Genomic DNA, 22,510 nt, shown 5'->3' with positions numbered 1-22,510 from the left:
GCGAGATTCAGGCTCCCCAACCGGCTTGGATTCCACCCGTCCGGGTGGAGTTGATGTGGTCTGCATATCCGCTTTCGCGGTATGCCTCCATGGGTTCGGCGGGAAGACCGCGAGATACGCGCCAATCTGCCAGGTCCGAACGGACGTCGGTGTAGAAGGCATCCATGAAGATCTCGTGTGCGCCGAGCACGTCACCGAGTTTCTCCGTCTCGGTGAGGGCGGCACGGTCGACGAGTAAGGCCCGGGTGGTCATCTCCTGGACGTTGAGGACCGAGCGTATCTGTCCGGGGATCTTTTCCTCGACGTTGTGGCACTGATCGAGCATGAATGCGACTTCGCTGTCGGGCCCGTATCCACCACCACGAATGACCTCGAACATGATGCGGAACAACTGAAATGGATCTGCAGCGCCGACGATCAGGTCGTCGTCCGCATAGAACCGCGAATTGAAATCGAAGGAGCCGAGACGGCCGAGGCGCAGTAACTGAGCAACGATGAATTCGATGTTGGTACCAGGTGCATGGTGTCCGGTGTCGAGGCAGACGAAAGCGCGCTCGCCGAGGGCGACGCTGTGAGCGTACGAGGTGCCCCAGTCCGGGACGTCGGTGGCGTAGAAGGCGGGTTCGAAGAACTTGTATTCGAGCACAAGTCGCTGATGCTCGGACAAACGGTCGTAGACCTGGCGTAGCGAATCGGCAAGTCGGTCCTGTCGATCACGCAGGTCGCCTTGGCCGGGATAGTTGGTGCCGTCCGGTAGCCAGATCTTCAGGTCGCGACTGCCGATGACATCCATGATGTCGATGCACTGATGCATGTGTGCGATTGCCTTCGCACGTACTCGTTCGTCGACATGTGTGAGGCTGCCGAACTTGTAGTCGTCATCCTGAAATGTGTTGGTATTGACGGTTCCCAGTCGCACTCCGAGGTTGGCAGCGTGGGTACCCAACTTGTCGAAGTCGTCGACGAGATCCCACGGAATGTGCAGAGCGACCGACGGTGCCAGTCCGGTCAGTTCGTGAACCTTGGCCGCGTCGGCGAGTTTTTCGTAGGGATCCCGAGGCGCGCCGGTGGAACCGAACACTTTGAATCGAGTTCCGGAGTTACCGAACGCCCACGAAGGCAATTCGATGGACTGGTCCGCGAGCGCTTCCGAGATTTCACTGAATGTAGGCATGCCGCTCCACTGAATCGAGAATGTTTGAATCGATTCAAATTATGTGATGGGCTCCACAACTGTCAACCCCGGTGCGTCTGAGTAGGGAGTAGTCGCTCAAAAGTGCGCTGTAGTAAGCCCGTGTCAGTTCGTGGATCGTGACGAGCGACGGACGACTAGTTCGGGAGAGAAAAGTACCTGCTCATGGGTATGTTCGGGGTCCTCGACCTCACGAAAGAGGAGATTGGCCGCGGTCTCGCCCAAGAGTTTGCGTGGCTGGCGTACCGAGGTGAGTGGCACCGCTGCGGCTGCCGCGAACTCGATGTCGTCGTAGCCGACGATGGCCAGATCGTCCGGCACTCGAACTCCGAGGGCGACACATTGCTGAAGCAATCCGAGCGCCAACAGGTCGTTGGCGCAGAACACCGCAGTCGGGCGGTTCTTCGCGCTGAGGCCGAGAATGCGCTCGCCTGCCCCGATTCCCTCTGAGACTGTCAGCCCGGCGGTGTCGATTTCGATCAGGTGATCGGGTGAGAGCCCGGCTTCCGCAACGGCATTGAGTGCGCCCTCCCGCCGATCGCGGATCTGTCCGATCGAAGGCGGTCCGCCGACGAATGCGATGCTGGTATGGCCCATTTCGAGCAAATGCTCGACGGCCAGGCCGCCGCCCTCGACGTCGTCGACCGTCACCGAGCAGTGAGTCGGGCGCGCCCGACGTCGATCGACGATGACAACACGCGTTCCGCGCTTGGGTAACTCGTCGAGAATCGCGGCCTCCGGGTCCATCGGCGTGATGAGTACCCCTTGAACTCGTTGTTGTTCCAACCTGTTCAGGTAAGTCAGTTCTCGTTCGGCTCGGTTGTTGCTGTTGCAGAGGAATACCGACAAGTCATGGGCCTCGGCAGCTTCCTCGATGCCTTTGGCGACGTCGGTGAAGAAGGGGTTGGCGCCGTCGAGCATGACGTACGCAAGCGTATTGCTGTGTCCCGCGCGTAGCTGACGTGCAGATTCGTTACGGACGAAGCCGAGCTCGGACATGGCTGCCTGCACCCGGGACCTAGTTTTGGCGCTGACCATTTCCGGACGGTTGAGGACATTGGAGACCGTGCCCATGGAGACGCCTGCCGCCGCAGCGACATCGCGCATGCCGATGACCTGGTTCGAAGACGACCGACCGTCGTGCACTGTCACCAAGACTCCTATTGAAACGATTGCGTTCAGTCCGCTGGACTGAGCCAGCCTACAAGGCCCTTGCGGCTGCATGATTCAGCAACGCCGAACCGCTGTGTGGTCGTGTATCGGGAAATCCTACGTGCACCTGCTGCGCATCGGAAGTAATTGTGGGGCTGGGACCTGCTTCGACTCTGCGACACGGCCTGCGCACGTTCGCGCGAGTCAGGACTCGCCGGCGATCGGGGCTGCCAAACCTTGACTTCGACCGGTGCCGCTGCCTACTGTCACGAAGAAACGAATGAAACGATTAAACATCGCGATTCACCTAGCTCGGAACTGACCACACTTGCGAAATAATGCAACCTTCGAAAGCGCGAGGCATGAGCACCGACGAACCGACATCACTTCCTGCTCGACTGCAGACATTGGCACTCGAGGCACCGGACCGACTGGCTGTGACGGATGATCACGAGAGCGTCACTCGCAGTGAACTGGAGCGCCGCACGAATCAATTGGCACGCCGCTTCGCAGCGCTGGGGGTCACTGCCGGTTCGATGGTATCCATTGCGCTGCCCAACGGTGTGCGTCACATCGAATCATCCATCGCAGCATGGAAACTCGGAGCTGTTCCGCAACCACTCTCGGCCCGGCTGCCGGCCGACGAGCTGAGCCGGCTACTGGAAGTCGCGAATCCGTCGCTGGTGGTAGGGCTCGAGCCAGGTGATGGACGGGCTTGGATGAGCGCAAGCGCAGACGTGTCGGGCGAATCAGCTGAGCCGTTGCCGGACATGATCTCCCCGGCGTGGAAAGCTCCGACCTCAGGCGGAAGTACGGGAAGCCCGAAATTGATCGTGTCGGGGCAGGAAGCGAGCGCTGAAGCGGTGCTCGGTCGTGCCGATGCTCTGCGACTCAGGGTAGGCGGGGTCATGCTCAACACGGCGCCGATGTTCCACAATGCGCCCAACATGTTCTCGCTGATGGCTTTGTTGCAAGGGCAGCACGTGGTGCTGATGGATCGATTCGACGCTGAACGTACCCTTCACGCGATCGACCGATTCGGCGTCACCTGGCTCTACGTCGTCCCGACGATGATGGGCCGTATGCTGCGGCTTCCCGACGAGATCCGCAGCGCGGCCGATGTTTCGACGCTCGAAACCGTGTTGCATGTCGGGGCACCCTGTCCGCCTGTGGTCAAACGTGGGTGGCTCGACTGGATAGGCCCGGAGAAGGTCGTCGAGTTGTATTCGGGCACAGAAGCCCAGGCGAACTGCATGATCGACGGCGTCAACTGGTTGACTCACCCGGGTTCGGTCGGGCCGGTACTGTCTGGCGAAATGACCATTCGGGACGAAGAGTTTCGCGAGTTGCCGAGTGGAACGGTCGGCGAGGTGTGGATGCGTCGGGCGCCCGGCACGCCTGAAACCTATCGATACGTAGGTGCGAAATCTCGTACTCACGGCGATTGGGAATCCCTGGGCGACCTGGGATATTTCGACGATGACAAGTTCCTCTATCTCACCGATCGCACGAGCGACATGATCTTGGTGGGTGGAGCCAACGTCTACCCGGCCGAGATCGAAGCTGCGCTCGCCGAACACCCGGCGGTGCTGACGTGCGCTGCGATCGGACTGCCCGACGAGGACCTCGGCAACGTCGTCCACGCGATCGTTCAGGTTGCAGACGAAACTGGCGCGGACGACCTTCTCGCACATCTGAAAGACCGCCTGGCGCCTTACAAGTTGCCTCGCTCGGTGGAGTTCAGTGAGACTCCGTTGCGAGACGACGCAGGCAAGGTGCGACGGGGCGCTCTACGCGATGCTCGTGTGCAGAAAAGGAATTCGCTCGACGGATAGTCGGCCGAAAGAAGCGGGGTGCTGCTTGCCCTCATCGGCCAGCAGCACCCCGCAGTAGTTGCCGAACCTACGGCGCCAGCTCGTGGGATCCGGCCGCGAGTCTTTCGACGTCACCGCCAGGCCGTCGGAAGGAGACGGGGACCGGGCTGTGCACGGTAATCGTCGACTCGGTGCACTTCAAACGGATTGCACCGAACGGGGTGGGGCAGCTTCCCGAGAGCGCGGGCAGTAGATCGTAGCGAGGGGCGACGACTGCCGATCGGTATCCGGGTTCGGCTGGGCGAATCCCCAGGATATTGGTTATCAGCGCAGAAGTCGGCGAGGAACTCCAACCGTGGCAGGGTGTTCCGAATCCCCAGCACTCTGCGAAGGTCGAATTTCCCTCCCACAGCAATTCACTCCAATGGCGCACGCTTGTGAGAAGCGGCTCCATGGCGTTCATCCTTCCTAACGCCTCGTGCACCATCGCCTGGCCGAACGGTTCTGCTCGCGTGATTTGTGTCCTTGTGTCCCAGTCGATTTCCTGCCTGCCCTGCAGATGCATGAGACGTCGCTCCTTGGAGTAACCGCTGGCCCCACCGATCCAGTTGCGGTATACCGTCGCATCCTCGTCTGAAAGTGCTTTCGTCAGTGCGGAATAGCGTTCGGCCGGCGCAAATCCCGAGACGACAGCGGCAGCCTGACCCATTTGTGAACACGCATCCGGTGCGTTCTTTCCGTCGACATGGTCGATGTAGACGCCGCGCTCCTCATCCCAGAACGTTTCGAAACCGATACACAGCGAGTCGTATTCGTCGCGGGCCCATCGTGCATCGCCGTTGTTGCCGATTGCCTCGCTCAATTCGGCGAACTCGAGCAGCGCGCGGCCGAGTAAGCCGTTCACGATGGAACTGCATCCGTCGAGGAACACTGCCGACCAGTCGGTGAGTACCCACTCGGGCAGGTGACCGATCAGGTTTCGGTCCTCGATCTTGTAGGCGAGGAACCAGCGAAGAATGCGTTGAACGCTCGGTATTCGAGCATGAACGAAGGCGGTGTCGCCGGAGTAGCGGTAGTACAGGGACAAGCCGTGGATCCAATAGAGCGACCAGTCCGGAATCGTGATGTTGTCGATGAATTCGACATCGCCGGATGCGGCCATCGGTAGTAGACCGTCGGATCGGGGTGAGTCGCCGAGTTCGAGGCTTCGCCGTACCAGCCGCCAGTCGTCCGAACACGTCAAATGCGTGATCGCATGTACGTATGCGTCGCCCGCCCATGCCCGCTGCTCGCGCGTCGGACAGTCGATGAAGGCGTCATGAGAGTTCAACTCGACGGTGCGACGTCCGGCCCGATACAACTCGTTGATCTGTGCGTCCGCGCTGGTGAAGAAGTGGTCACCGGCGAGTGCGTACAGAAATTCGTCGACGTCGAACTGCTCGAGTGAGAATCGTGTCGGCTCTGTCGATTCCACGAGCAGTAGCGCGTATCGAAATCCGTTCACCTCGATCGCCTCGAACTTCGATTTGCCCGGTTCGGACCGCATCATACTGCCGGCCACGTGTGCTTCGCCCGAGTCGCTTTCGTAGCCGAATGCCTTCTCGAGAAGTGCTACCCGCACGGTCACCGAGTGTTCCGAGTCGACCAGGTAGTTGACCCGACCGGCGACTATTTCGCCCATGTCGACTTCGATGATCACCGGACTGTGCGGTTTCACTGTCAGTACATCGCGAGGGGTGTAGTTCTGTGTTCGGTATTGCTGGTGGCGCTCGAATATCTCACCGATCCGCCGAATCGGGGCCCCGGCCGTCAGCACGTCGGTTTCGAGCTGATCGACCGACGACATGGACTTCGCGTGGACGTTCTTCTCGCTGAGGGCGCCGATCGGTCTGGGGAGCATGCGTCCGTACGGCATCGTCGGTGGCTGCGAGCGGGCGAGCCCGCCCATGTGCTTGACCGTCTGAACGAGTGCGGGTACGGCCTCACGTGGCGGCGCGGTGGCGTCGAATGCTTCTAGGGGCAGTCGTGCGTCTGCGCCGAGATCGGTCGGCGCACTCCATTCGCCGAGTTCGCGTGCCGTCCAGGACTCGTCGGTCGCCAGCCAAAAGTCACCGATCCGGGCTTCGAAGACCGCTACTGCTTGATTGCCGAAGCCGGCCCCGCTACGCGCGGGTGCCCAGAAGGGATTGGGCTGTCCGTAGTAAGTGACCAGGAGTTCGATGCGGTTCGGTCCGGGCACCAGGAATTCAGCGAGGTCGTATTCGTCGTAGTGCAGGCGGTCTGCCTGTGATCTGACAGGGCCACGTCCGACGACTGCACCGCCCACTGTCAGTACGTATCGTGAATCTGCACTGACCCGGCACGGGGCATGGGTGACTGGAGTCGGCAGTTCGACTGTGGTGGCGAATTCCACGCGATGAAACGGATGCGGTGGTAGTGGCGGCTGGATTGGACCGACGACGATGTCTGTCTGTGCGCCGTTCGGGTGCGAGATCCAGTGGCCACGCCACTGCAGTGGAAAGCGTGGTGGAACGGTTATGGGGTTCAACGGAAGTCCTGTCCTGCGCAGTGCCGGCGGCAGATCGTGCCGAAGAGATGTGTGAGCGAGTGACTTTTCCGGATAATTGAAACGCTCCATAGTGCCTTCTGTCAAGAAATTTCCGCCCTTTTGGAGTCCATATATGCAGCTTGAACGGCGGATATGGAATTTCGTTCAAGATCTTGCCAAATGTGTCTCAGAACACGTATTGTTCGGCAACATTGATCGTTTCAAAAGTTCCGGTTCGCGCCGGGCAATCGGAGGTGGACATTGTTGTCGAGAACCCGTGCGGATGATTCCGGACCACGGCGGCCTGCGCCGAGGCGCAGGCTGAAGCGGCTCGTTCAAGGGGTTGCGGTGCTTGCCGCAACGTCGATGTTGGTCGCAGCCTGCGGTGGTGGAAGCAGCGAAAAGGACTCGACTGGAGGAACACTGACACTGGGTGTGGATGTGGCACCTCGATCCTGGGATCCGGCACAGCAAGTCAGCGCCGGAACGGGCGTGGTCCTGTGGCAGCCGGTTTACGACACTCTCCTCAAATACGCACCCGACGGCTCTATCGAGCCGAACGCCGCTGAATCGTTCTCATACAACGAGGATCGCACCGCTCTCACCCTGAAGTTGCGGGACGGGATGACGTTCACCGACGGCGCTGCAGTCGATGCCGCAGCTGCCAAGGCTTCACTCGAACACATGCGGGACAGCGCTGGACCGGACTCGGTACGCCTGGCCGGGGTCCAGGTGGTAGCCCTCGACGATCGAACTGTCGAACTGTCGACAGAACGCCCTAACGCGTTGCTTGCACAGTTCCTGACGTGGGCGCCCGGCATCCTGGCGAGCCCGGCGTCACTGGCATCGCCTGATCTCGCCACCAATCCCGTCGGAAGTGGCCCGTACACGTTCGTGAGCCAGGAGAGCACCAGCGGAACCTCGCTTGTCTACCAACGCAACCCGAACTATTGGAATGCAGATGCTTACCCGTACGACCGCGTCGTCATCCGCGTGATGGAAGACGAGACCGCGCGTCTCAATGCTCTGCGATCCGGGCAGATCGATGCCGGCCCGGTTTCGGCGGCGAATGCCGACCAAGCTGAATCGGCAGGGTTGACGCTGCTGGGAAATGCCGTCAACTGGAACGGCATGTTCATCATGGACCGCGACGGCAAGCAAGTTCCGGCGCTCGGGGATGTCCGGGTGCGCCAGGCCATGAACAAGGTCTTCGACCGTGACGCGATCGTCAAGGCTATCTACCAAGGACACGGCGTCGTCAACAACCAGATCTTCAACACGAACAGCGACGCGTACAAAGCGGACCTGCTTGCAGCATCGGCCTATGACGTTGAGGCCGCCAAGAAGCTCATGAACGAGGCGGGATACTCAGGCGGCTTCGATCTGACGATCCCGGAGATCCCCGGACGTACCGACATGCTCTCCCCGATCATCAAGCAGCAGCTGGGTCTGATCGGTATCGATGTGAATATCGAAAGCGTCTCGGCGACACAGTATCTCGACAAGTTCCTCAAGGGGATTTACCCGGTGATCCCCTTCGGACTGCCCTCGGGCACTCCAGTAGCCGACGTTGATGCTTCACTGGCTCCGAACGCGATCTGGAACGTCTTCAAGACTCAGGATCCGAAGCTCACGCAACTCATCGCCGACCTGCAGGTTGCCCCCGAGGACAAGCAGAAAGAGATCGTGCAGTCGATCAACGAGTTCGTAACGGATCAGGCCTGGTTCAGCGTCCTGGCCTTCCCGGAAAGCTTCTGGGCGTTCAAGGGTGGCGTCTCCGCAGAGAAGATGACCGGAAACTCCGCACCCTATCTGTACACCTTCAAGTGAGTCGGCCCGTGCGTGGTCGCCGCAGAGTGGCGGCCACGCACGGGATACACCCGTACAAGCATCACGCTGGGCAGACCGCACTCCGAAATCACGAATTCCGAGGCACCATATGTTGAACTTCCTTGGGCGGAAACTGTTTTTCGCTCTCGTACTCTTCTTGGCAGTAACAGCTTTGACCTTCATGATGGTGTTCTCCAACGGAGCTGCCAGTGTGCGTCAGTCTCTGGGCGAGACCGCAACCGATGAACAAGTTGCCGCACGCGTGGCTCAACTCGGTCTCGATCGTTCGGTGGTACTTCAATATCTGGAATGGCTCAAAGGTTTGCTGTCCGGGGACCTCGGTGCCAGCTTCGCCACCGGCGAGAGCGTCAGTAGCATGTTGACGACGCGTATACCGGTGACGATCTCGCTGGTCGTGCTCGCTATCTTGCTGACTGCGGTCCTGAGCGTTGTCGTCGGCGTTTGTGCGGCGGTGTTCGGCGGGTGGGTCGACAAAGGCCTGCAGTTCCTTTCGATCGGCGGTCTCGCGCTCCCGAACTTCCTCGTTGCGATCGCTCTTGTCTTTGCTTTCGCCATTGCGATCCCGCTCTTCCCCGCGACCGGTTACGTGCCGATCGAGGAGAATGCAGGCGAATGGGCTGCATCACTGGTGCTCCCCGTGACCGCGATACTCGTCGGCCTGGTGGCAGGTTCGGCGCAACAGTTTCGCGGCGCCCTCATCGACACTCTCTCGCAGGACTACATCCGCACGCTTCGCTCGCGCGGCGTATCCGAGCGGGCGATCGTTCTTCGCCATGCACTGCGAAATGCTGCCAGTCCGGGACTGACAGTTCTCTCTCTCCAGACCATCGGACTTGTTGGTGGAGCGGTCCTGATCGAAAGAATCTTTGTTTTGCCCGGCGTGGGGCAGTTGACGCAGACTGCGGCGATCACCGGCGATCTTCCTGCCGTCATGGGTTGTGTCGTTTTCAGCGTGCTGGTGGTCATCGTCGTCAATGTCTGCGCCGATCTGCTCAACGGCTGGATCAACCCGAAGGTGAGGATTTCGTGAGCACTGACTCGATCATGTCGGCCGGTCCGGCATCGACGGCGCCGACAAACAAGTCGGTTTGGCGACGGCTTCTGAAGAACCCGATGGCGGCGGGCTCGCTTGTTGTCTTCATCGCCATCGTGATCTTCGGGGTTGCCGCACCCTTGCTTGCCCCGTTCGACCCCAATCTCGCCAAACTCGAACTGACGAATGCGGCACCGTTCGACACGGAATTCCTGCTCGGTGGTGACCGCTCGGGTCGAGACATTCTCTCCCGCTTGATGTACGCAACGACCGGCACTTTGATGGCATGCCTCGTGGTTCTCGCCGTCTCGGCTGGCATCGGCATCGTGACGGGCCTGGTGGCAGGCTACTGGGGTGGTCGGATCGACGATGTTCTCGACTGGGTTTCGAACATCGTGCTGGCATTTCCGGGACTCATTCTTCTCATCTCGCTCTACACCGTCGTGGGGCCGAACATCACTGTCTCCATGGCGATTCTGGGCGTGCTCATTGCCCCCAATTTCTTCCGACTGGTCCGCTCCCTTGTCCTGAGTATCCGAAGTGAGTTGTACGTCGACGCCGCCAGAGTCGCGGGCTTGTCCGACGGGAGGATAATTTCGCGGCATGTCCTGCGTTCGATCCGTGGGCCACTGATCGTGCAGAGCTCATTCGTTCTGGCGACAGGTATCTCGGTTCAGGCGGGGCTGGAGTTTCTCGGATTGGGAGACAGCAACACACCGTCTTGGGGTGGAATGCTCAACGAAGCGTTCGCGAACATCTACAACAACGGCACCGCCGTCGTCTGGCCGGCCCTGCTCATCGGTGCAACCACACTCTCGTTGGTGATCCTCGGAAATACACTGCGCGACACACTCGAAACGTCGGGCACCCGCCATCCAGCTCTGTCGGCGTCGAAGGTGAAAGAGATCCGGGCCGAGCGCGAGGGCACCCGTGAGCGGTCAACCGCGCTCCCTACCGACACGAAGCCGAAGTCCGACGTCCTGCTGCGGATCCAGGGACTCGAACTGGGGTACCCCTCGTCGAGTGAGACGGTCGGTGTTGTGGTTCACGGAGTCGATCTCGAGGTGAGGAGCGGCGAAATACACGGTCTGGTCGGTGAATCGGGCTCGGGTAAGTCTCAGATCGCCTACTCGATTCTGGGTATCCTTCCTCCGGAAGCCGCAGTGGTCGGTGGATCCGTGTTCTTCCGTGGGCAGGACATTCTCAATGATTCGAATGCGATGAAGAAGGCGCGTGGCCGGCGTATCGCGTACATCCCGCAAGAGCCCATGACCAACCTGGACCCCACCTTCACGGTTGGGCAACAACTCACCTACGGCCTGCGTGCTGTCGCCGACATCAGCAAACACGATGCGCACGCACGGTTGCTCGATCTCCTTGCACGCGTGGGAATCAACGATCCACGTCGGATGTTCGATCTGTATCCGCACCAGATCTCCGGTGGTATGGCTCAACGTGTGCTGATCGCCGGCGCCCTCGCCGGTGAACCTGAGCTCATCGTGGCGGACGAGCCGACAACGGCACTGGATGTCACCGTTCAAGCCGACGTCCTCGACCTTCTTCGTGATCTGCAGAACGAGCGCGATTTCGGAGTTCTTCTGGTGACGCACAATTTCGGGGTCGTGGCAGATATTTGTGATCGTGTGAGCGTGATGAAGGAGGGTCGCATAGTGGAAAGCAGTGACGTACGTACATTGTTCGCTGAACCGGAGCACGAATACACCCGAATGCTGTTGGACTCCATGCCTGACCCGTTCGCCAGTCGGATCCCGTTCGAGGCCACGTCAGTCGAGGTGGCGCCGTGAGCGACTCGACCGTATCTACCCCGTTGTTGTCGATCAGGGATCTCGATGTCCGCTACCCGGGTCGAACTTTCCGATCGCCGGAAGCTCACGTGATCAAGAACGTCTCGCTCGACCTACATGCGGGCGAGACGGTCGGATTGGTCGGTGAATCCGGTTCAGGGAAGACAACTCTGGGCCGCGCGATCCTGGGACTGGCTCCGGTCAGTGGTGGGACCATCCACATGGGCAGCCGAGACATCAGCCGTTTGGGCCGCAAGGAACGACGCTCCATCGCCAATTCCATCCAGGTGGTGTTCCAGAACCCCTATTCGTCGCTCAACCCGTCGATGACAATCGAGGACATCCTCGCTGAACCTTTGCTTGCGAGCGGGCAGAAGGCAGGCCGGGAAATGGTGCGGTCGTTGCTGGACCAGGTGCATCTTCCGGCAGACGCGGGCGCCCGTACCGCCCGCGAGTTCTCCGGTGGACAGCGGCAGCGAATCGCGATCGCACGTGCACTCGCCCTGTCTCCGAGCGTGCTGATCTGCGACGAACCCACCAGTGCGCTGGACTTGTCGACCCAGGCAAAGGTCTTGGATTTGCTCGTCGAGATTCAGGAAGAAAAGGGGATTGCCTACCTGTTCATCACTCACGATCTCGCTGTCGTTCGCGCAGTCAGTCACCGAATCGCGGTGATGCTCAACGGTGAGATAGTCGAAGTAGGTGACGCGGAGCAGGTCTCAGACCGGCCGGCGCACCCGTACACGCAGAAGCTGCAGATGTCAGCACCGGTGGCAGATCCCGTCGAGCAGAAGGCCCGACGCGAGCGTCGCCGTGAGTTCGCCCGCAGTGAGCGGGCAACGAGCCTCTGAGAATGCGTTGTCGAATGCAATAGCCGGCGCCCGAAACGATTGGTTCGAAATCTTTTCGGCGCCAGAGACGGAAGGAACCTCCATGAGGGCCGACGGCACCTCAGTCGAATAACGATGCTCGACGCGAGTTTCTGATCCCGACAAGAGTATCCGAAGCGACCGTGTTTCCAGTCAGGGAATTATCTTCCGAGCCTGCAGATTGGCGAAGATGTCGAGGAACATCGCTTCGGTGTCGACGTGGCGGTGAAATCCGAACCGCCGAGCTTTCGATCCGTCAGCGAAAAAGTCGTAGTCCCATCCGAATACGAAGTCACCGAACCCCCAGGACGAGACATCGGAATACGGGGTCCGAGCAAGTTGGTGTTCCTCGACGAGTTCATCCCACACCGACTCCTTGTCCGCCATTGCGACATCGAGGGACATCGGGAGCGGAGGTGCGACGTCCATGTCGAAGAAGGCTGCGATCTTCGGCCACATCTCCTGCCAGCGGAACAGGTCGCCGTTGTTGATGTTGAACGCCTGATTTGCGCACTCGGGGTTGGTCGCGGCCCAGACCGTCGCTTCGGCCAGGAGTCCGGCGTCGGTCATCTCGATCAAGCTGGTGTACGCGCCGGGCTTGCCGGGGAATCGGAGTGGGACACCCAGTTTCTTCGAGATGGTCGCGTAGACGGCGATGACCATCGCGAGGTTCATCGGGTTACCCAGTGCGAATCCGGAGACGACCGAGGGTCTGATCGCCGACCATGTCCACGACTTGCCGAGCTGCCTGCGTTCGAGGAACTGCTGTTGGTCGACGTTGAACTCGGGTGGCATGTGCGGTGGATCGCTCTCGCGGGCCGGAGTTTTGAACGGTCCGAGGTGTGCCCCGTAAACCTTGTAGCCCTGCATCAGGCTGACGTGCTCGAGTCCGCCCGCAACGGGCTCGATGGCGTCGAGAGTGTTGACCAGCATCGCCAAGTTGGGCGGAACCAGCTCGGCCCATGTCGGGCGGTCTTGATAGGCGGCGTAGAAGACGTGAGTGACGTCGCCCAGTCCGCTCAGTGCTGCTGCAGTCCGGTAAGGATCGAGCAGGTCGACTGCGATGTGTTCGACCCGGTCGGTGTCCGTACCGCCTCGCCGCGAGAGTCCGATGATCTTCCATTCTCCGGTCGACTCGAGGTGATCGATCAAGTTCCCACCGATCACGCCTCGGGCTCCGATCACGAGTGCCACTTTGTCGTGCTGCACCATTTCAGCCTCCCATTGGTATATCGCGATGTTGCGATATAGGGAGTGAACCACACATATCGGCATTTCGCGATCTAGCGGTATGCTCACGAACATGGAAGACGCAACAACCGAGTGGGAAACGGCGTTCAAGGCGCTGGCCAACCCGATGCGTGTGCAAATCCTGCAGTGGTTGAAAGACCCCGGGAGCTTTCCCCCTCAGCTCGAGCCTGCTGAGGAGGTCGGAGTGTGCCTCAAGCACATACAAGCGAGGGCGAAGGTGTCGCAATCGACGGCGTCTCAGTACATGGCCGCACTCCAGGCCGCGGATCTGGTGACCACCACACGAATCGGTCAGTGGCGGCATTACAAACGAAACGAGCAACAGATCGAGAAGCTTGCTGCATTCATCAGGCAGGGTTTGTAGGTACCAGCACCTGACCGATCCCTCCGGGGCCGCCAACGTTGTGGCAAAACCTCACATCGCCGGCGCCGTCGGTATGTGCATTGTGGTCGTTTCTCGGGTTGCTCGTTGTCCTTAGGCTCGGCAGAGGATACTGGCAAGGAGAGGCGTGCGATGAGTCGTGAGAGCTGGGTGGGCCGTAATGCCCGATCCATCGCCGAGGCCGTGCGGTCGGGTCAGGCGTCGGCGCGGACCGTCGTCGAAGACCACCTTGCACGGGTCGACGAATGCAATGACGAACTCAACGCACTGGTCACCGTGTGCGCCGAGGAGGCTCGCACGGCCGCGGATGCCCTGGACGAACGACGCCTTCTCGGTGAGACACTCGGCCCCCTTGCCGGGGTTCCGTTCACGGTCAAGGACCTGATCGCCACTGCCGGCGTGCGCACCACTGCCGGTTCTCGCACTCTGGCGGACAACATCCCGACCGCCGACGCCCCGGCCGTCGCGGCATTCAAGGCTGCCGGTGCAATTCTGATCGGCAAGACCAACACCCCGGAATTCGGCGCGTGCGGCCTGACTCGAAACGAACTGTTCGGAACCACGGCCAGTCCGGTGCGACCGGACGGCGTCGTCCGGTCCCCCGGCGGATCGAGTGGCGGCGAGTCCGCGTCGGTTGCTGCCGGAATGAGCGTGCTCGGACTCGGTACGGATTTTGGTGGCTCGGTGCGTTGGCCCGCCCACTGCACCGGCCTCACTTCGGTTCGCCCGACGCTCGGCCGTATCGACCCTGAAGGGCAATACCCCGGCGTGCTTTCGGATGGACGGGTACTCGCCAATCCTGCGACGATGCACGGCACGATCCAGACCATCGGCCCACTGGCCCGCAACCTCGGTGATGCGGCGCTTGCGTTGCGCGTCCTGTCGATGCCGCATTTCTCGTGGAGCGAGCCTGATTCGGTCGACGTCGACGACCTCGACATCCGCTGGGCCACCGGCGAGGGAACGATTCCCGTCGACGAAGAAATCCGGTCAGCGGTTCGGACGGTGGCGATCAGCCTGGACGCGAGCGAGTACGACGGTCTGGCTCTGCCGCGGGCCAACGCGCTTTTCGGCGCGTTGCGATCGGTCGAGACCCACGCGGACATCCACTCTCTCGCCGCAGGTTCAGCGCACTCTTTCGACGCGGACATCACCGCCATGCTTGCGGCAGGCCGTGATCGCAGTTCCGCCGAGGTGGAAGCGCTGTGGGCGGATCGTGCGATGTTGATCGCCGACTTCCTCGACGAGATGGGCGACGTCCTGATTCTGCCGGTTGCGTCGGTGCTCGCTCCGCCGCTCGGTGTGGAGAGCTTCGAGGTGGGCGGTCGCAAACTCACGTGGATGGACGCGCTCGCGAGTTGCCGGGCGATCAGTGTGCTCGGCCTTCCGTCGGTCGTGGTTCCGGTAGGACTCTCCCGCAACGGTTTACCGGTCGGAGTGCAAGTGGTGGCCCGGCCGTTCCACGAGCATATTGCGCTGTCCGTGGCGGCGCGAATCACGTCGAATGCGCAAGCTCTAGTCTGACTTCCATCTTTCGGTTTCGGCTGCGAAACGTGTTGCGTACGAGTCGGCAAGGTCGTGAAGAGTGGTGACGCAATCGCCGTAGTACGTCGGTGCATGCATGGTCGCCAGAATCCGCGGCTCGAGGTCGGCCAGGGCACGGATCGTGGGTTCGAGATCCGGGGTGAGGCAGGTGGCGTGGCCCAAGTCCTCGGCTTCCAAAGCGGGACCGACGATTTCGTGCTCGGTGGTCGCGGGGTGGTGCCCGAACGCGGTGAAGAGATCTCCGCAGAACAGCGTCGACGTCGTCTCCTCGAACATCAGACCCGCGTCCCAACCGTGTGGGACGTGTGGGGTGTCGATGTGCCGGACTCGGCGGCTGCCGGTTTCGAGTACGTCGCCGTCCTGCAAGGGAAGTGGCGCCCGATCGGCCAGATCGTTGACCTGGACGAAGCACCCCATCGCACCGTGTGCAACTTGCGCTTCGGGGGCCGCCGCAAGCCAGGAGTTCATGGACCCGCATTCGTCGGCCTCGACGTGACCGAACGTGATCCATTTCAGACGGTCGATGTCGATCAGCGTGGAGAGTGCGTCGGAAGCCGAGGTGAACAACGCTCGCTGCCCGGTGTGGAAGAGCAAGGGTTCCTCGCCGTCGACGAGAAACTGGTTCATCGTGAGGTTCGCTTCGTCCACGAAGGTCGACAGTCGGTAGATGTCCGGCGCGATTTCGGTGATCGTGGTGGTCATCGCTGTGCTCCGATCAGGGCTGTTGTACACGTCAATCTGTCTTCTTCAGCCTTCTCGCCGCCCCGCGCCTGCACAAGGCTCTGCAATAGTGGAGGACGTGTTCGTACTGCTGCTGACAGGCCCGCCGGGCGCGGGGAAGAGTTCCGTGCTGACCGCGCTTCACGATCGACTCGGCGAGGCCGGGGTGAGCAACGCGATGATCGAGGTGGACGAACTCGAGCGGTGCTATCCGCCGCTGGGGACCGAACGGGCAATCGCACACGTCGGGATGCTGTCCGCGTCGTACCGGGAAGCGGGGTACGAACTCCTGTTCCTCACGGCGACCGTCGAAGACGACGACTACGGGCATGCCCTGCTGGCCGCGACCGGCGCCGAGGGGCACCTGCTGGCGCGCCTCGAGGCCGATCCGGATACATTGCGTACCAGAATCATCGAGCGTGAACCGACCGGCTGGGCCGGGTTGGACGAGTTGGTGGAGGCGTCACAACTGCTGGCCGGTTCGATGCCGACGCTCAGTGGAGTCGACGTGGTTCTGAGCACCGAAGGCCGCGATCCCGAGAGTGTTGCCGACGATCTGGAAGCGGCTCTGCGAGAACACAGTCCGTCGCTTCTAGCCGTCGGTGTTCAGAGCGGTGACCACTGAAGCGAACATCGTCGACTTGATTGCCCCCAGTGTGCCCGCATTCTTCGGGCCGATCGGTGCAACCATTTCGATGGCCTTGGCGGTCAAAGCGTCGACGGATGCGGTGAAGTCCACCAAACCGGCTGCGAATGCGTCACTTCCGCCGTATCGCCGCCCCGTGGTCATGGCGACGATTGCCGACGCCGGGCTGAGTTTGGCCTGGATGAGAGCTGCCATTCCTTCGGTGAAGGGGATGTTGATGTCCACCTCCGGGAAGCAGTAGTAGCCGCGATCATCGCGCATGACGCGGTAATCGTGCGCGATGCCGAGCATGGCGCCGGCTCCGAAGGCGTGGCCGTTGATCGCCGCGACGGTGGGCATCGGGAACGTCAGCATCCGGGCGAACAGCGACTGCACCTGCTGCACATACCACTTCGCCTTGTCGCCGTTCGCGCCCAGCCAGTCGAGGTCGAGTCCGTTGGAGTAGAACTTGCCCGTCGCCGTGGTGACCAGGGCATGTGCGCTTTCGCTCAAAGCCTGGTCGAGTAGCTTGTCGACGGAATCGAGCCACTCCGGCGAGAATCGATTCTCGTCCTCGCCGAGATCGAGAACGGCGATCTTGTCTTCGAAGCGCAGAGTTGCGGTCATGATTGGCCTTTCCTGTTGCGTGGCTTGGGCAGTGGTGGGTCGAGATGCAGAACCGCTCGAACGGCGGCATCCAACCGCGCGCGTGCTGCGGCGTCGGGGACTCGCCAACCGTCGGCGCGTTTGGCGGGATGAATGAGTAATCCGGTAGGCAGGCCGACAACACAGGCCTCGATTGCCTCGACGGCTCTGCCGTCCTTGCGGCCCCAGAGCGCGGTCGACAACCGGATGAACAACTCGACCAGAGACCGGTCGAGTTGTGTGAGTTGCTCGGCGATGTCGGCAGGGACGTCGGTGCCGAGCAGTTCGTCGCGCTGGATCGTCAACAGCAGCAACGCGGATTGTGGGTAGTCGAGCGCGAAGACGGCCGGAACTTCGGCGGCCGCGACGACGGCGGAAACCGCCGAAGTCGGCGACGGGTCCGCGAGAGCGTCGTCCACTCTCGATTGTTGAAGCGCGAGAAATCGTCGCGCAGCACGCAGCCACGCGCTACCGACCAGTCCACTGCGAGAGCCGAATGCGTGATAGATCGCCCCGTTGGATACACCGGTGGCGTCGGAGACTGCCCGGACCGTGACAGCGCTCGGCCCGGCAGTGGCGGCAAGTTTTTCGGCAGCGTCGAGCAGGGTGTCGAGGTCGTGGACGCGTGGCCGAGGCATGAACGCACAGTAACAGAGCGTCTGCTCTGTTACTAGTGTGCGGTCAGATCACCGAATTTGCGCGAAGATCCTCGATCTCCTCCGGGCGCAGGCCGAAGTCGGTGAGTACGTCGTCGGCGTCACCGCCGAGAGTCATGGGTGGCGCATTCCTGACGGGAAGGGTCTTGCCGTCCACCCAGAACGGTCCGCGGACAACGGGAATCGACGTTCCGTCGGCGCTCTGGGTCTGCTCGACCATCTGCAATGCCTCGACCTGCGGGTCGGAGAACACCTGATCGATCGAATGGATGGGGCCGCAGGGGATTCCGGCACCGCGGATCTCGGAGATCCATTGCGCTGCGCCCTTCGTGGTCAGTAGGTCCTCGAGTTCTTTGGTCAGTTGGTCTCGGTGCACCAAACGTTCTTTACCCGTGGCATATTCGGTACGGAAGGCGAGCTCGGGGTCGCCGAGTACCGAGCACAGTGCGATCCAGTGCTTGTCCGAGCCGGTGGCAATGTTGATCGGGAAGTCGGCAGTGTCGAAAGCGCCGTACGGCGTGATCGTCGGGTGCGTATTGCCGTTCGGCGTCGAAACCCGCCCGGTGCTCAGGTAGTCCTGCGCCTGGAAGGTCATGATCGAGATCGCGGATTCCAGCAACGAGGTCTGCACGCGGTGCCCACGACCGTCGCGTCCGCGCGAAGCCAGTGCCGCCGTGATTCCCAGTGCCGCGTAGATGCCCGAGACCGTGTCGATGATGGGGATACCGACCCGCATCGGGGTCTGTTCCCCGGCACCGGTGACCGACATCAGCCCGGACATGCCCTGGGCCACCTGATCGAGTCCGGGCGCGAACTGGTCCGGGCCCACCGGGCCGAAACCACTGATGCTCATCACGACGAGCCCTGGATTCTCCTGCTCGAGCGAGTCGGGATCGAGCCCCATGTCGGCCAGTACTCCCGGACGGAAGTTCTCGACCAGCACATCTGCGTCGAGGGCCAGGCTGCGAAGCAGTTTCCGCCCGCGGTCACTGCGCATGTCGATGGCGATCGACCGTTTGCCGCGGTTCACGGAAGCGAAGTAGAGGCTTCGATCGCCGTCGAACGGCGGCCACTGACGCGAACTGTCGCCGGAGCCACGGGTTTCGACCTTGACCACGTCGGCGCCGAAGTCCGAGAGCAGCGACGTGCACAGAGGCCCCGCGAGAGCACGGGTGAGGTCGAGAACTTTGATACCGCTGAGCAATTGGTCCATGGGAGAAACCTCGGTTCTGTGGTGTGCAATGTCGCCCACTCGATCCGTCGCACCATCTGCGTGAATTGCCGCTGCAGTGATCGTCGGAGAGGGGAAGAATGAAGGTCAGGCCTGCTTTCGGCTGGGCTCGGTGACAACACTGGTCGAGAGCGCAAGGTGATGCGACGGCGACATTGCACAACTGCAGGGCCCGGATTTAGGCGCATTGTGTGACAGGCAGGATTGCGGTGGGCCGATACCGTGAACTCTCTACGGACGGCGATGCAAGCGGGAGGCGAGGCGATGCGCGACATTTCCACTCAGCTGGCGCAGTGGCACGCCCGCGGCGAGGATTTTGCACTGGCGACGGTTGTCCGTACCTGGCGATCCTCACCGCGCATGCCCGGTGCTTCGATGGCCGTCTCACGCTCCGGCGAGGTGGTCGGCAGCGTCTCGGGCGGGTGTATCGAGAGTGCACTGTACGAGATCGCCCAGGAGGTTCTCGCCGACGGCACCAGTCGCGTCGAGGTCTTCAGCGTCTCCGACGACGACGCCATCGGGGTAGGGCTGACCTGCGGCGGAACCATCGAAGTGTTCGTCCAGGCCGTCGGAGCCGATTTCGTCGAGTTCGGTCAGGTTTGTGAACGGATCGAGGCCGATACGCCCGTCGTCGTGGTCACCGAAGTGCGTCCGGGAGCACCGGCACGGCACCTCGTCGTCGAGCACGGCCGACGCAGCGGAGATCTGGATGCCACGGAGGACGAGGTGTCCATCCTGCTGCGCACGATGGACACCGGTGAGTCCGTCGCTTTTGTCGCGCCGGCGGGAACTCTCATCGATTCGCAGCACGACCTGCTGGTCGAGATCTTCGCGCCACTACCGCGGATGTACGTGTTCGGGGCCATCGACTTCGCGGCATCGATGTGTACATTGGGCGCCTTTGCGGGTTACCGAGTGACCGTCGTGGACGCACGGCCGGTCTTCGCGACACGGGCGCGTTTCCCCGACGCCCACGATCTGGTCGTCATGTGGCCACACAAGTTCCTCGAAACCGCACCGATCGACAACAAAGCCGTCCTGGCCGTGCTCACGCACGACGAGAAGTTCGACATCCCCCTGCTCGAGATCGCGCTGCGTTCGCCGGCTGCGTACGTCGGCGCGATGGGAAGTCGTGCGACGCATGAGCGTCGGGTGGCGCTGTTGAAGGAGCGAGGCGTCACCGACGCCGAGTTGGGGCGTCTGCACTCACCGATCGGGTTGGATCTCGGCGCGAGGACACCGGAGGAGACTGCAGTGTCGATCCTCGCCGAGATGACCAAGACCCTTCGCAATGCCTCCGGTTTGGAACTGCGGGATCTGCAGGGGCCGATCCACCCGCCACCTCAGGAGAATCCGACCGCCCTGCATCGAACGGCCTGAGTCGACTGCGCTGAATTCGGACATCTTGTGTTCGGTGGGGATAGGATCGTTTCTTTCGTGAACCATCTTCCGTGATCCGAATGAAATCGAGGTGCCTGCCAAGTGGCAAACCCGGCCGTACCGGCATCCGAGGTGAATGCTGTTCTCTCCGAACTTCTTCGAACCCAGCTCCTTCCTGGTGTTCGAAAGGTCGCCGGCGGCTGCGAAGACCCGACGGTAGCCCGGGTGGGATTCATGGCGGTTCCGGACATCGGACCGTGGCTGCGGCACGGACAGTTGCTGATCACCACGCCGGAAACCCTCGCCAGGGTCACCGAAACCTTCAAAGCATTTGTCGGACGGTTGTCGACGCGAGGTGTTGCGGCACTTGCCGTCCAATTCGGCGCAGACGGGGACACTCTCGCGCCGGAGCTGGTCGACGCGGCCGAAAGCGCCGGCTTCCCGCTCCTGGTTTTTCACGGTGCGTGTGATCACCCTGCGGCGAGAGACCGTGAGCAGACGGAGTCGGCCCAGATCGACGCCATGTTCGGGGCCGAGCGCTTGCGACGGCTGCTGGTCGACGTCGTGATGGGCGGCGGCGGCCTCCCGCAATTGACCGAAGTCATCGCACGGGAGATGAAGGGCGCCGCCCTGATCACCACCTCGGACGGACGCGAGATCTGCCGCGCCGGGGACGCCGCGGAGCGCAAGCATCTGTCTGCCTGTCCCGCCGTCGATTCCACCGGTCGTCTGCGGACCGACACCGTCGAGGGCGGATTGGGTCTGCACGAGTTCGACGGTCAATTCATCGCGGTGTCCGCGATTTCCGCCAATCACATCGACCACGGGCGTCTCGCGTTGTTCACCGGTGAGCGCGTGATGACGAGTTACGACCAGTACCTGGTCGAGCGGGCCGCGTCGGTGTGTGCGTTGGTCATCACCCGCGAACAAGCCGTGGCGTCGGTGGAGGAACGCCATCGCGCCAACTTCGTTCACGACCTGCTCCTCGGTCGGGCCGGGGACCACGATCACGTTGTCTCCCATGCCAAGACATTCGGTTGGGACTTCGACCGCCCGCTGGTGATCGTCTCGATCGAGCCGGACCCGATCGACGAACCGGCCTCGGCGGCGCCCGCTCGGCTGCCCGTCGTCGATCGCCAGGCGATGGCGTTCTCCGGGGCGATCGCCCACCGTGATCCCGGTGCGGCGGTGACCGCGCTGACGGGCGAGACGGTGATCGTGATGGGCGTCGGCACCGACACGATGGCATTGGTGCGGGACCTCGTCACGGTCGTTCGCGGTGAAGGTGGCGGCGGGAGAAGGCCGTTCAGTGTCGGGGTGTCCCGGCCGACAGCGGCGATCGACGCCGTTCCGGCGCTCTACAGTCAGGCGCGCACCGCACTGACCGTCGGACGCCGGATCTCCGGTCCGTGGACGGTGACTCAGTTCGACGATCTCGGTGTGTACAGACTGCTCAGTCTGGTCGAGGACGAAAACGAGCTCGAGACGTTCGCCCGCGAGACACTGCGGGAACTGACGGAGGAAACTGCCGAAGCGCAGGACATGCGCAAGACATTGGAAGTCTTGCTCGCGACCAACATCAACATCGCCGAGACAGCGCGCAAGCTCCACTTCCATTACAACACACTGCGTTACAGGGTCGTTAAGCTGGAGAAAATGCTGGGACCCTTCACGGCGCAACCCGAACTCCGGCTGGATCTGTCTCTAGCACTGAAGATAACCGCGATGCGCGGCATCAATCACTAATATTGCCAATCCGGGTCCGTGGGTTCTGGCAGATTGTCATCACGTCGATACCCCCGCGCTGTAAT

General features: G+C 61.8%; 18 protein-coding genes. 10 read left to right on the top strand and 8 right to left on the bottom strand.

From position 1 onward, the window contains the following. Window positions 1–7 precede the first annotated feature (7 nt). Window positions 8–1,174: an L-rhamnose isomerase gene (gene rhaI / locus ACVZUB_RS29365; protein ID WP_312638169.1), complete on the bottom strand. Its 1,167-nt coding sequence runs from the start codon at window positions 1,172–1,174 to the stop codon at window positions 8–10. A 123-nt stretch (window positions 1,175–1,297) separates the two neighbouring features. Continuing rightward, window positions 1,298–2,299 (bottom strand): LacI family DNA-binding transcriptional regulator, encoded by a 1,002-nt coding sequence (locus ACVZUB_RS29360; protein ID WP_151531571.1) that lies wholly within the window; start codon window positions 2,297–2,299, stop codon window positions 1,298–1,300. A gap of 407 nt (window positions 2,300–2,706) precedes the next feature. On the opposite strand from ACVZUB_RS29360, the gene ACVZUB_RS29355 reads away from it, so the two are divergent. Continuing rightward, the gene (locus ACVZUB_RS29355) at window positions 2,707–4,179 is read left to right on the top strand and encodes an AMP-binding protein (protein WP_151531569.1); all 1,473 of its coding nucleotides are present in this window, start codon (window positions 2,707–2,709) and stop codon (window positions 4,177–4,179) included. Window positions 4,180–4,246: 67 nt separating this feature from the next. On the opposite strand, the gene ACVZUB_RS29350 is transcribed toward ACVZUB_RS29355, so the two are convergent. Next, complete coding sequence (locus ACVZUB_RS29350) at window positions 4,247–6,571, bottom strand: alpha-L-rhamnosidase-related protein (protein WP_162793414.1); 2,325 nt, start codon at window positions 6,569–6,571, stop codon at window positions 4,247–4,249. A gap of 483 nt (window positions 6,572–7,054) precedes the next feature. Here ACVZUB_RS29350 and ACVZUB_RS29345 point away from each other — a divergent pair, with 483 nt between their 5' ends. From ACVZUB_RS29345 to ACVZUB_RS29330, 4 genes are all read left to right on the top strand, one after another. Continuing rightward, window positions 7,055–8,536: an ABC transporter substrate-binding protein gene (locus tag ACVZUB_RS29345; protein ID WP_312638170.1), complete on the top strand. Its 1,482-nt coding sequence runs from the start codon at window positions 7,055–7,057 to the stop codon at window positions 8,534–8,536. Between the two features lie 109 nt (window positions 8,537–8,645). Then, on the top strand, window positions 8,646–9,587 hold the full coding sequence (locus tag ACVZUB_RS29340; protein WP_133729502.1) for an ABC transporter permease: 942 nt from the start codon (window positions 8,646–8,648) through the stop codon (window positions 9,585–9,587). Then, window positions 9,584–11,395, top strand: a complete 1,812-nt coding sequence (locus tag ACVZUB_RS29335) for a dipeptide/oligopeptide/nickel ABC transporter permease/ATP-binding protein (RefSeq protein ID WP_482628028.1) — start codon at window positions 9,584–9,586, stop codon at window positions 11,393–11,395. The genes ACVZUB_RS29340 and ACVZUB_RS29335 overlap by 4 nt, the downstream gene beginning before the upstream one ends. Further along, window positions 11,392–12,246, top strand: a complete 855-nt coding sequence (locus tag ACVZUB_RS29330) for an ATP-binding cassette domain-containing protein (protein ID WP_113682847.1) — start codon at window positions 11,392–11,394, stop codon at window positions 12,244–12,246. Before ACVZUB_RS29335 ends, ACVZUB_RS29330 begins: the two co-directional genes overlap by 4 nt. A gap of 171 nt (window positions 12,247–12,417) precedes the next feature. Here the strand turns inward: ACVZUB_RS29330 and ACVZUB_RS29325 are convergent, their stop codons facing one another. Continuing rightward, the gene (locus tag ACVZUB_RS29325; protein WP_099696925.1) at window positions 12,418–13,476 is read right to left on the bottom strand and encodes an SDR family oxidoreductase; all 1,059 of its coding nucleotides are present in this window, start codon (window positions 13,474–13,476) and stop codon (window positions 12,418–12,420) included. 91 nt (window positions 13,477–13,567) lie between these two features. Here ACVZUB_RS29325 and ACVZUB_RS29320 point away from each other — a divergent pair, with 91 nt between their 5' ends. Together ACVZUB_RS29320 and ACVZUB_RS29315 are read left to right on the top strand one after the other, a co-directional pair. Then, window positions 13,568–13,879, top strand: coding sequence for an ArsR/SmtB family transcription factor (locus tag ACVZUB_RS29320; protein ID WP_007735219.1), 312 nt, complete (start codon window positions 13,568–13,570; stop codon window positions 13,877–13,879). Between the two features lie 150 nt (window positions 13,880–14,029). After that, window positions 14,030–15,421 (top strand): amidase, encoded by a 1,392-nt coding sequence (locus ACVZUB_RS29315; protein ID WP_099696926.1) that lies wholly within the window; start codon window positions 14,030–14,032, stop codon window positions 15,419–15,421. On the opposite strand, the gene ACVZUB_RS29310 is transcribed toward ACVZUB_RS29315, so the two are convergent. Then, a complete protein-coding gene (locus tag ACVZUB_RS29310; RefSeq protein ID WP_003946042.1) occupies window positions 15,413–16,144 on the bottom strand; it encodes an MBL fold metallo-hydrolase in 732 nt (243 codons plus the stop codon). The two genes, ACVZUB_RS29315 and ACVZUB_RS29310, sit on opposite strands and share 9 nt — an antisense overlap. 97 nt (window positions 16,145–16,241) lie before the next feature. Between ACVZUB_RS29310 and ACVZUB_RS29305 the strand changes: the two genes are divergently transcribed. Continuing rightward, complete coding sequence (locus ACVZUB_RS29305; protein WP_372025654.1) at window positions 16,242–16,787, top strand: ATP-binding protein; 546 nt, start codon at window positions 16,242–16,244, stop codon at window positions 16,785–16,787. Here the strand turns inward: ACVZUB_RS29305 and ACVZUB_RS29300 are convergent. From ACVZUB_RS29300 to ACVZUB_RS29290, 3 genes are read right to left on the bottom strand one after another with little or no spacing between them, the layout of a single operon-like run. Further along, on the bottom strand, window positions 16,755–17,414 hold the full coding sequence (locus ACVZUB_RS29300; protein WP_007735215.1) for an enoyl-CoA hydratase-related protein: 660 nt from the start codon (window positions 17,412–17,414) through the stop codon (window positions 16,755–16,757). The two genes, ACVZUB_RS29305 and ACVZUB_RS29300, sit on opposite strands and share 33 nt — an antisense overlap. Beyond that, on the bottom strand, window positions 17,411–18,070 hold the full coding sequence (locus ACVZUB_RS29295; protein WP_003946066.1) for a TetR/AcrR family transcriptional regulator: 660 nt from the start codon (window positions 18,068–18,070) through the stop codon (window positions 17,411–17,413). Before ACVZUB_RS29295 ends, ACVZUB_RS29300 begins: the two co-directional genes overlap by 4 nt. Before the next feature lie 43 nt (window positions 18,071–18,113). Further along, entirely contained in the window at window positions 18,114–19,301 is a 1,188-nt protein-coding gene (locus tag ACVZUB_RS29290) for a CaiB/BaiF CoA transferase family protein (protein WP_042450600.1), read from the bottom strand. Window positions 19,302–19,583: 282 nt separating this feature from the next. Between ACVZUB_RS29290 and ACVZUB_RS29285 the strand changes: the two genes are divergently transcribed. Together ACVZUB_RS29285 and ACVZUB_RS29280 are read left to right on the top strand one after the other, a co-directional pair. Further along, window positions 19,584–20,699: an XdhC family protein gene (locus ACVZUB_RS29285; protein ID WP_482628027.1), complete on the top strand. Its 1,116-nt coding sequence runs from the start codon at window positions 19,584–19,586 to the stop codon at window positions 20,697–20,699. A gap of 102 nt (window positions 20,700–20,801) precedes the next feature. Beyond that, complete coding sequence (locus ACVZUB_RS29280) at window positions 20,802–22,445, top strand: PucR family transcriptional regulator (RefSeq protein ID WP_007735212.1); 1,644 nt, start codon at window positions 20,802–20,804, stop codon at window positions 22,443–22,445. Window positions 22,446–22,510: the final 65 nt, after the last annotated feature.

This window comes from Rhodococcus sp. OS5 (genome assembly GCF_056837585.1).
This window is presented reverse-complemented; position numbering and strand designations above follow the sequence as displayed.

Excerpts from the sequence above, each read along its gene's own strand:
- rhaI (WP_312638169.1), bottom strand. The coding sequence starts at position 1,174 with ATGCCTACATTCAGTGAAATCTCGGAAGCGCTCGCGGACCAGTCCATC.
- ACVZUB_RS29360 (WP_151531571.1), bottom strand. The coding sequence starts at position 2,299 with ATGCGCGATGTCGCTGCGGCGGCAGGCGTCTCCATGGGCACGGTCTCC.
- ACVZUB_RS29355 (WP_151531569.1), top strand. The coding sequence starts at position 2,707 with ATGAGCACCGACGAACCGACATCACTTCCTGCTCGACTGCAGACATTG.
- ACVZUB_RS29340 (WP_133729502.1), top strand. The coding sequence starts at position 8,646 with ATGTTGAACTTCCTTGGGCGGAAACTGTTTTTCGCTCTCGTACTCTTC.
- ACVZUB_RS29325 (WP_099696925.1), bottom strand. The coding sequence starts at position 13,476 with ATGGTGCAGCACGACAAAGTGGCACTCGTGATCGGAGCCCGAGGCGTG.
- ACVZUB_RS29320 (WP_007735219.1), top strand. The coding sequence starts at position 13,568 with ATGGAAGACGCAACAACCGAGTGGGAAACGGCGTTCAAGGCGCTGGCC.
- ACVZUB_RS29315 (WP_099696926.1), top strand. The coding sequence starts at position 14,030 with ATGAGTCGTGAGAGCTGGGTGGGCCGTAATGCCCGATCCATCGCCGAG.
- ACVZUB_RS29310 (WP_003946042.1), bottom strand. The coding sequence starts at position 16,144 with ATGACCACCACGATCACCGAAATCGCGCCGGACATCTACCGACTGTCG.
- ACVZUB_RS29300 (WP_007735215.1), bottom strand. The coding sequence starts at position 17,414 with ATGACCGCAACTCTGCGCTTCGAAGACAAGATCGCCGTTCTCGATCTC.
- ACVZUB_RS29295 (WP_003946066.1), bottom strand. The coding sequence starts at position 18,070 with ATGCCTCGGCCACGCGTCCACGACCTCGACACCCTGCTCGACGCTGCC.
- ACVZUB_RS29290 (WP_042450600.1), bottom strand. The coding sequence starts at position 19,301 with ATGGACCAATTGCTCAGCGGTATCAAAGTTCTCGACCTCACCCGTGCT.
- ACVZUB_RS29285 (WP_482628027.1), top strand. The coding sequence starts at position 19,584 with ATGCGCGACATTTCCACTCAGCTGGCGCAGTGGCACGCCCGCGGCGAG.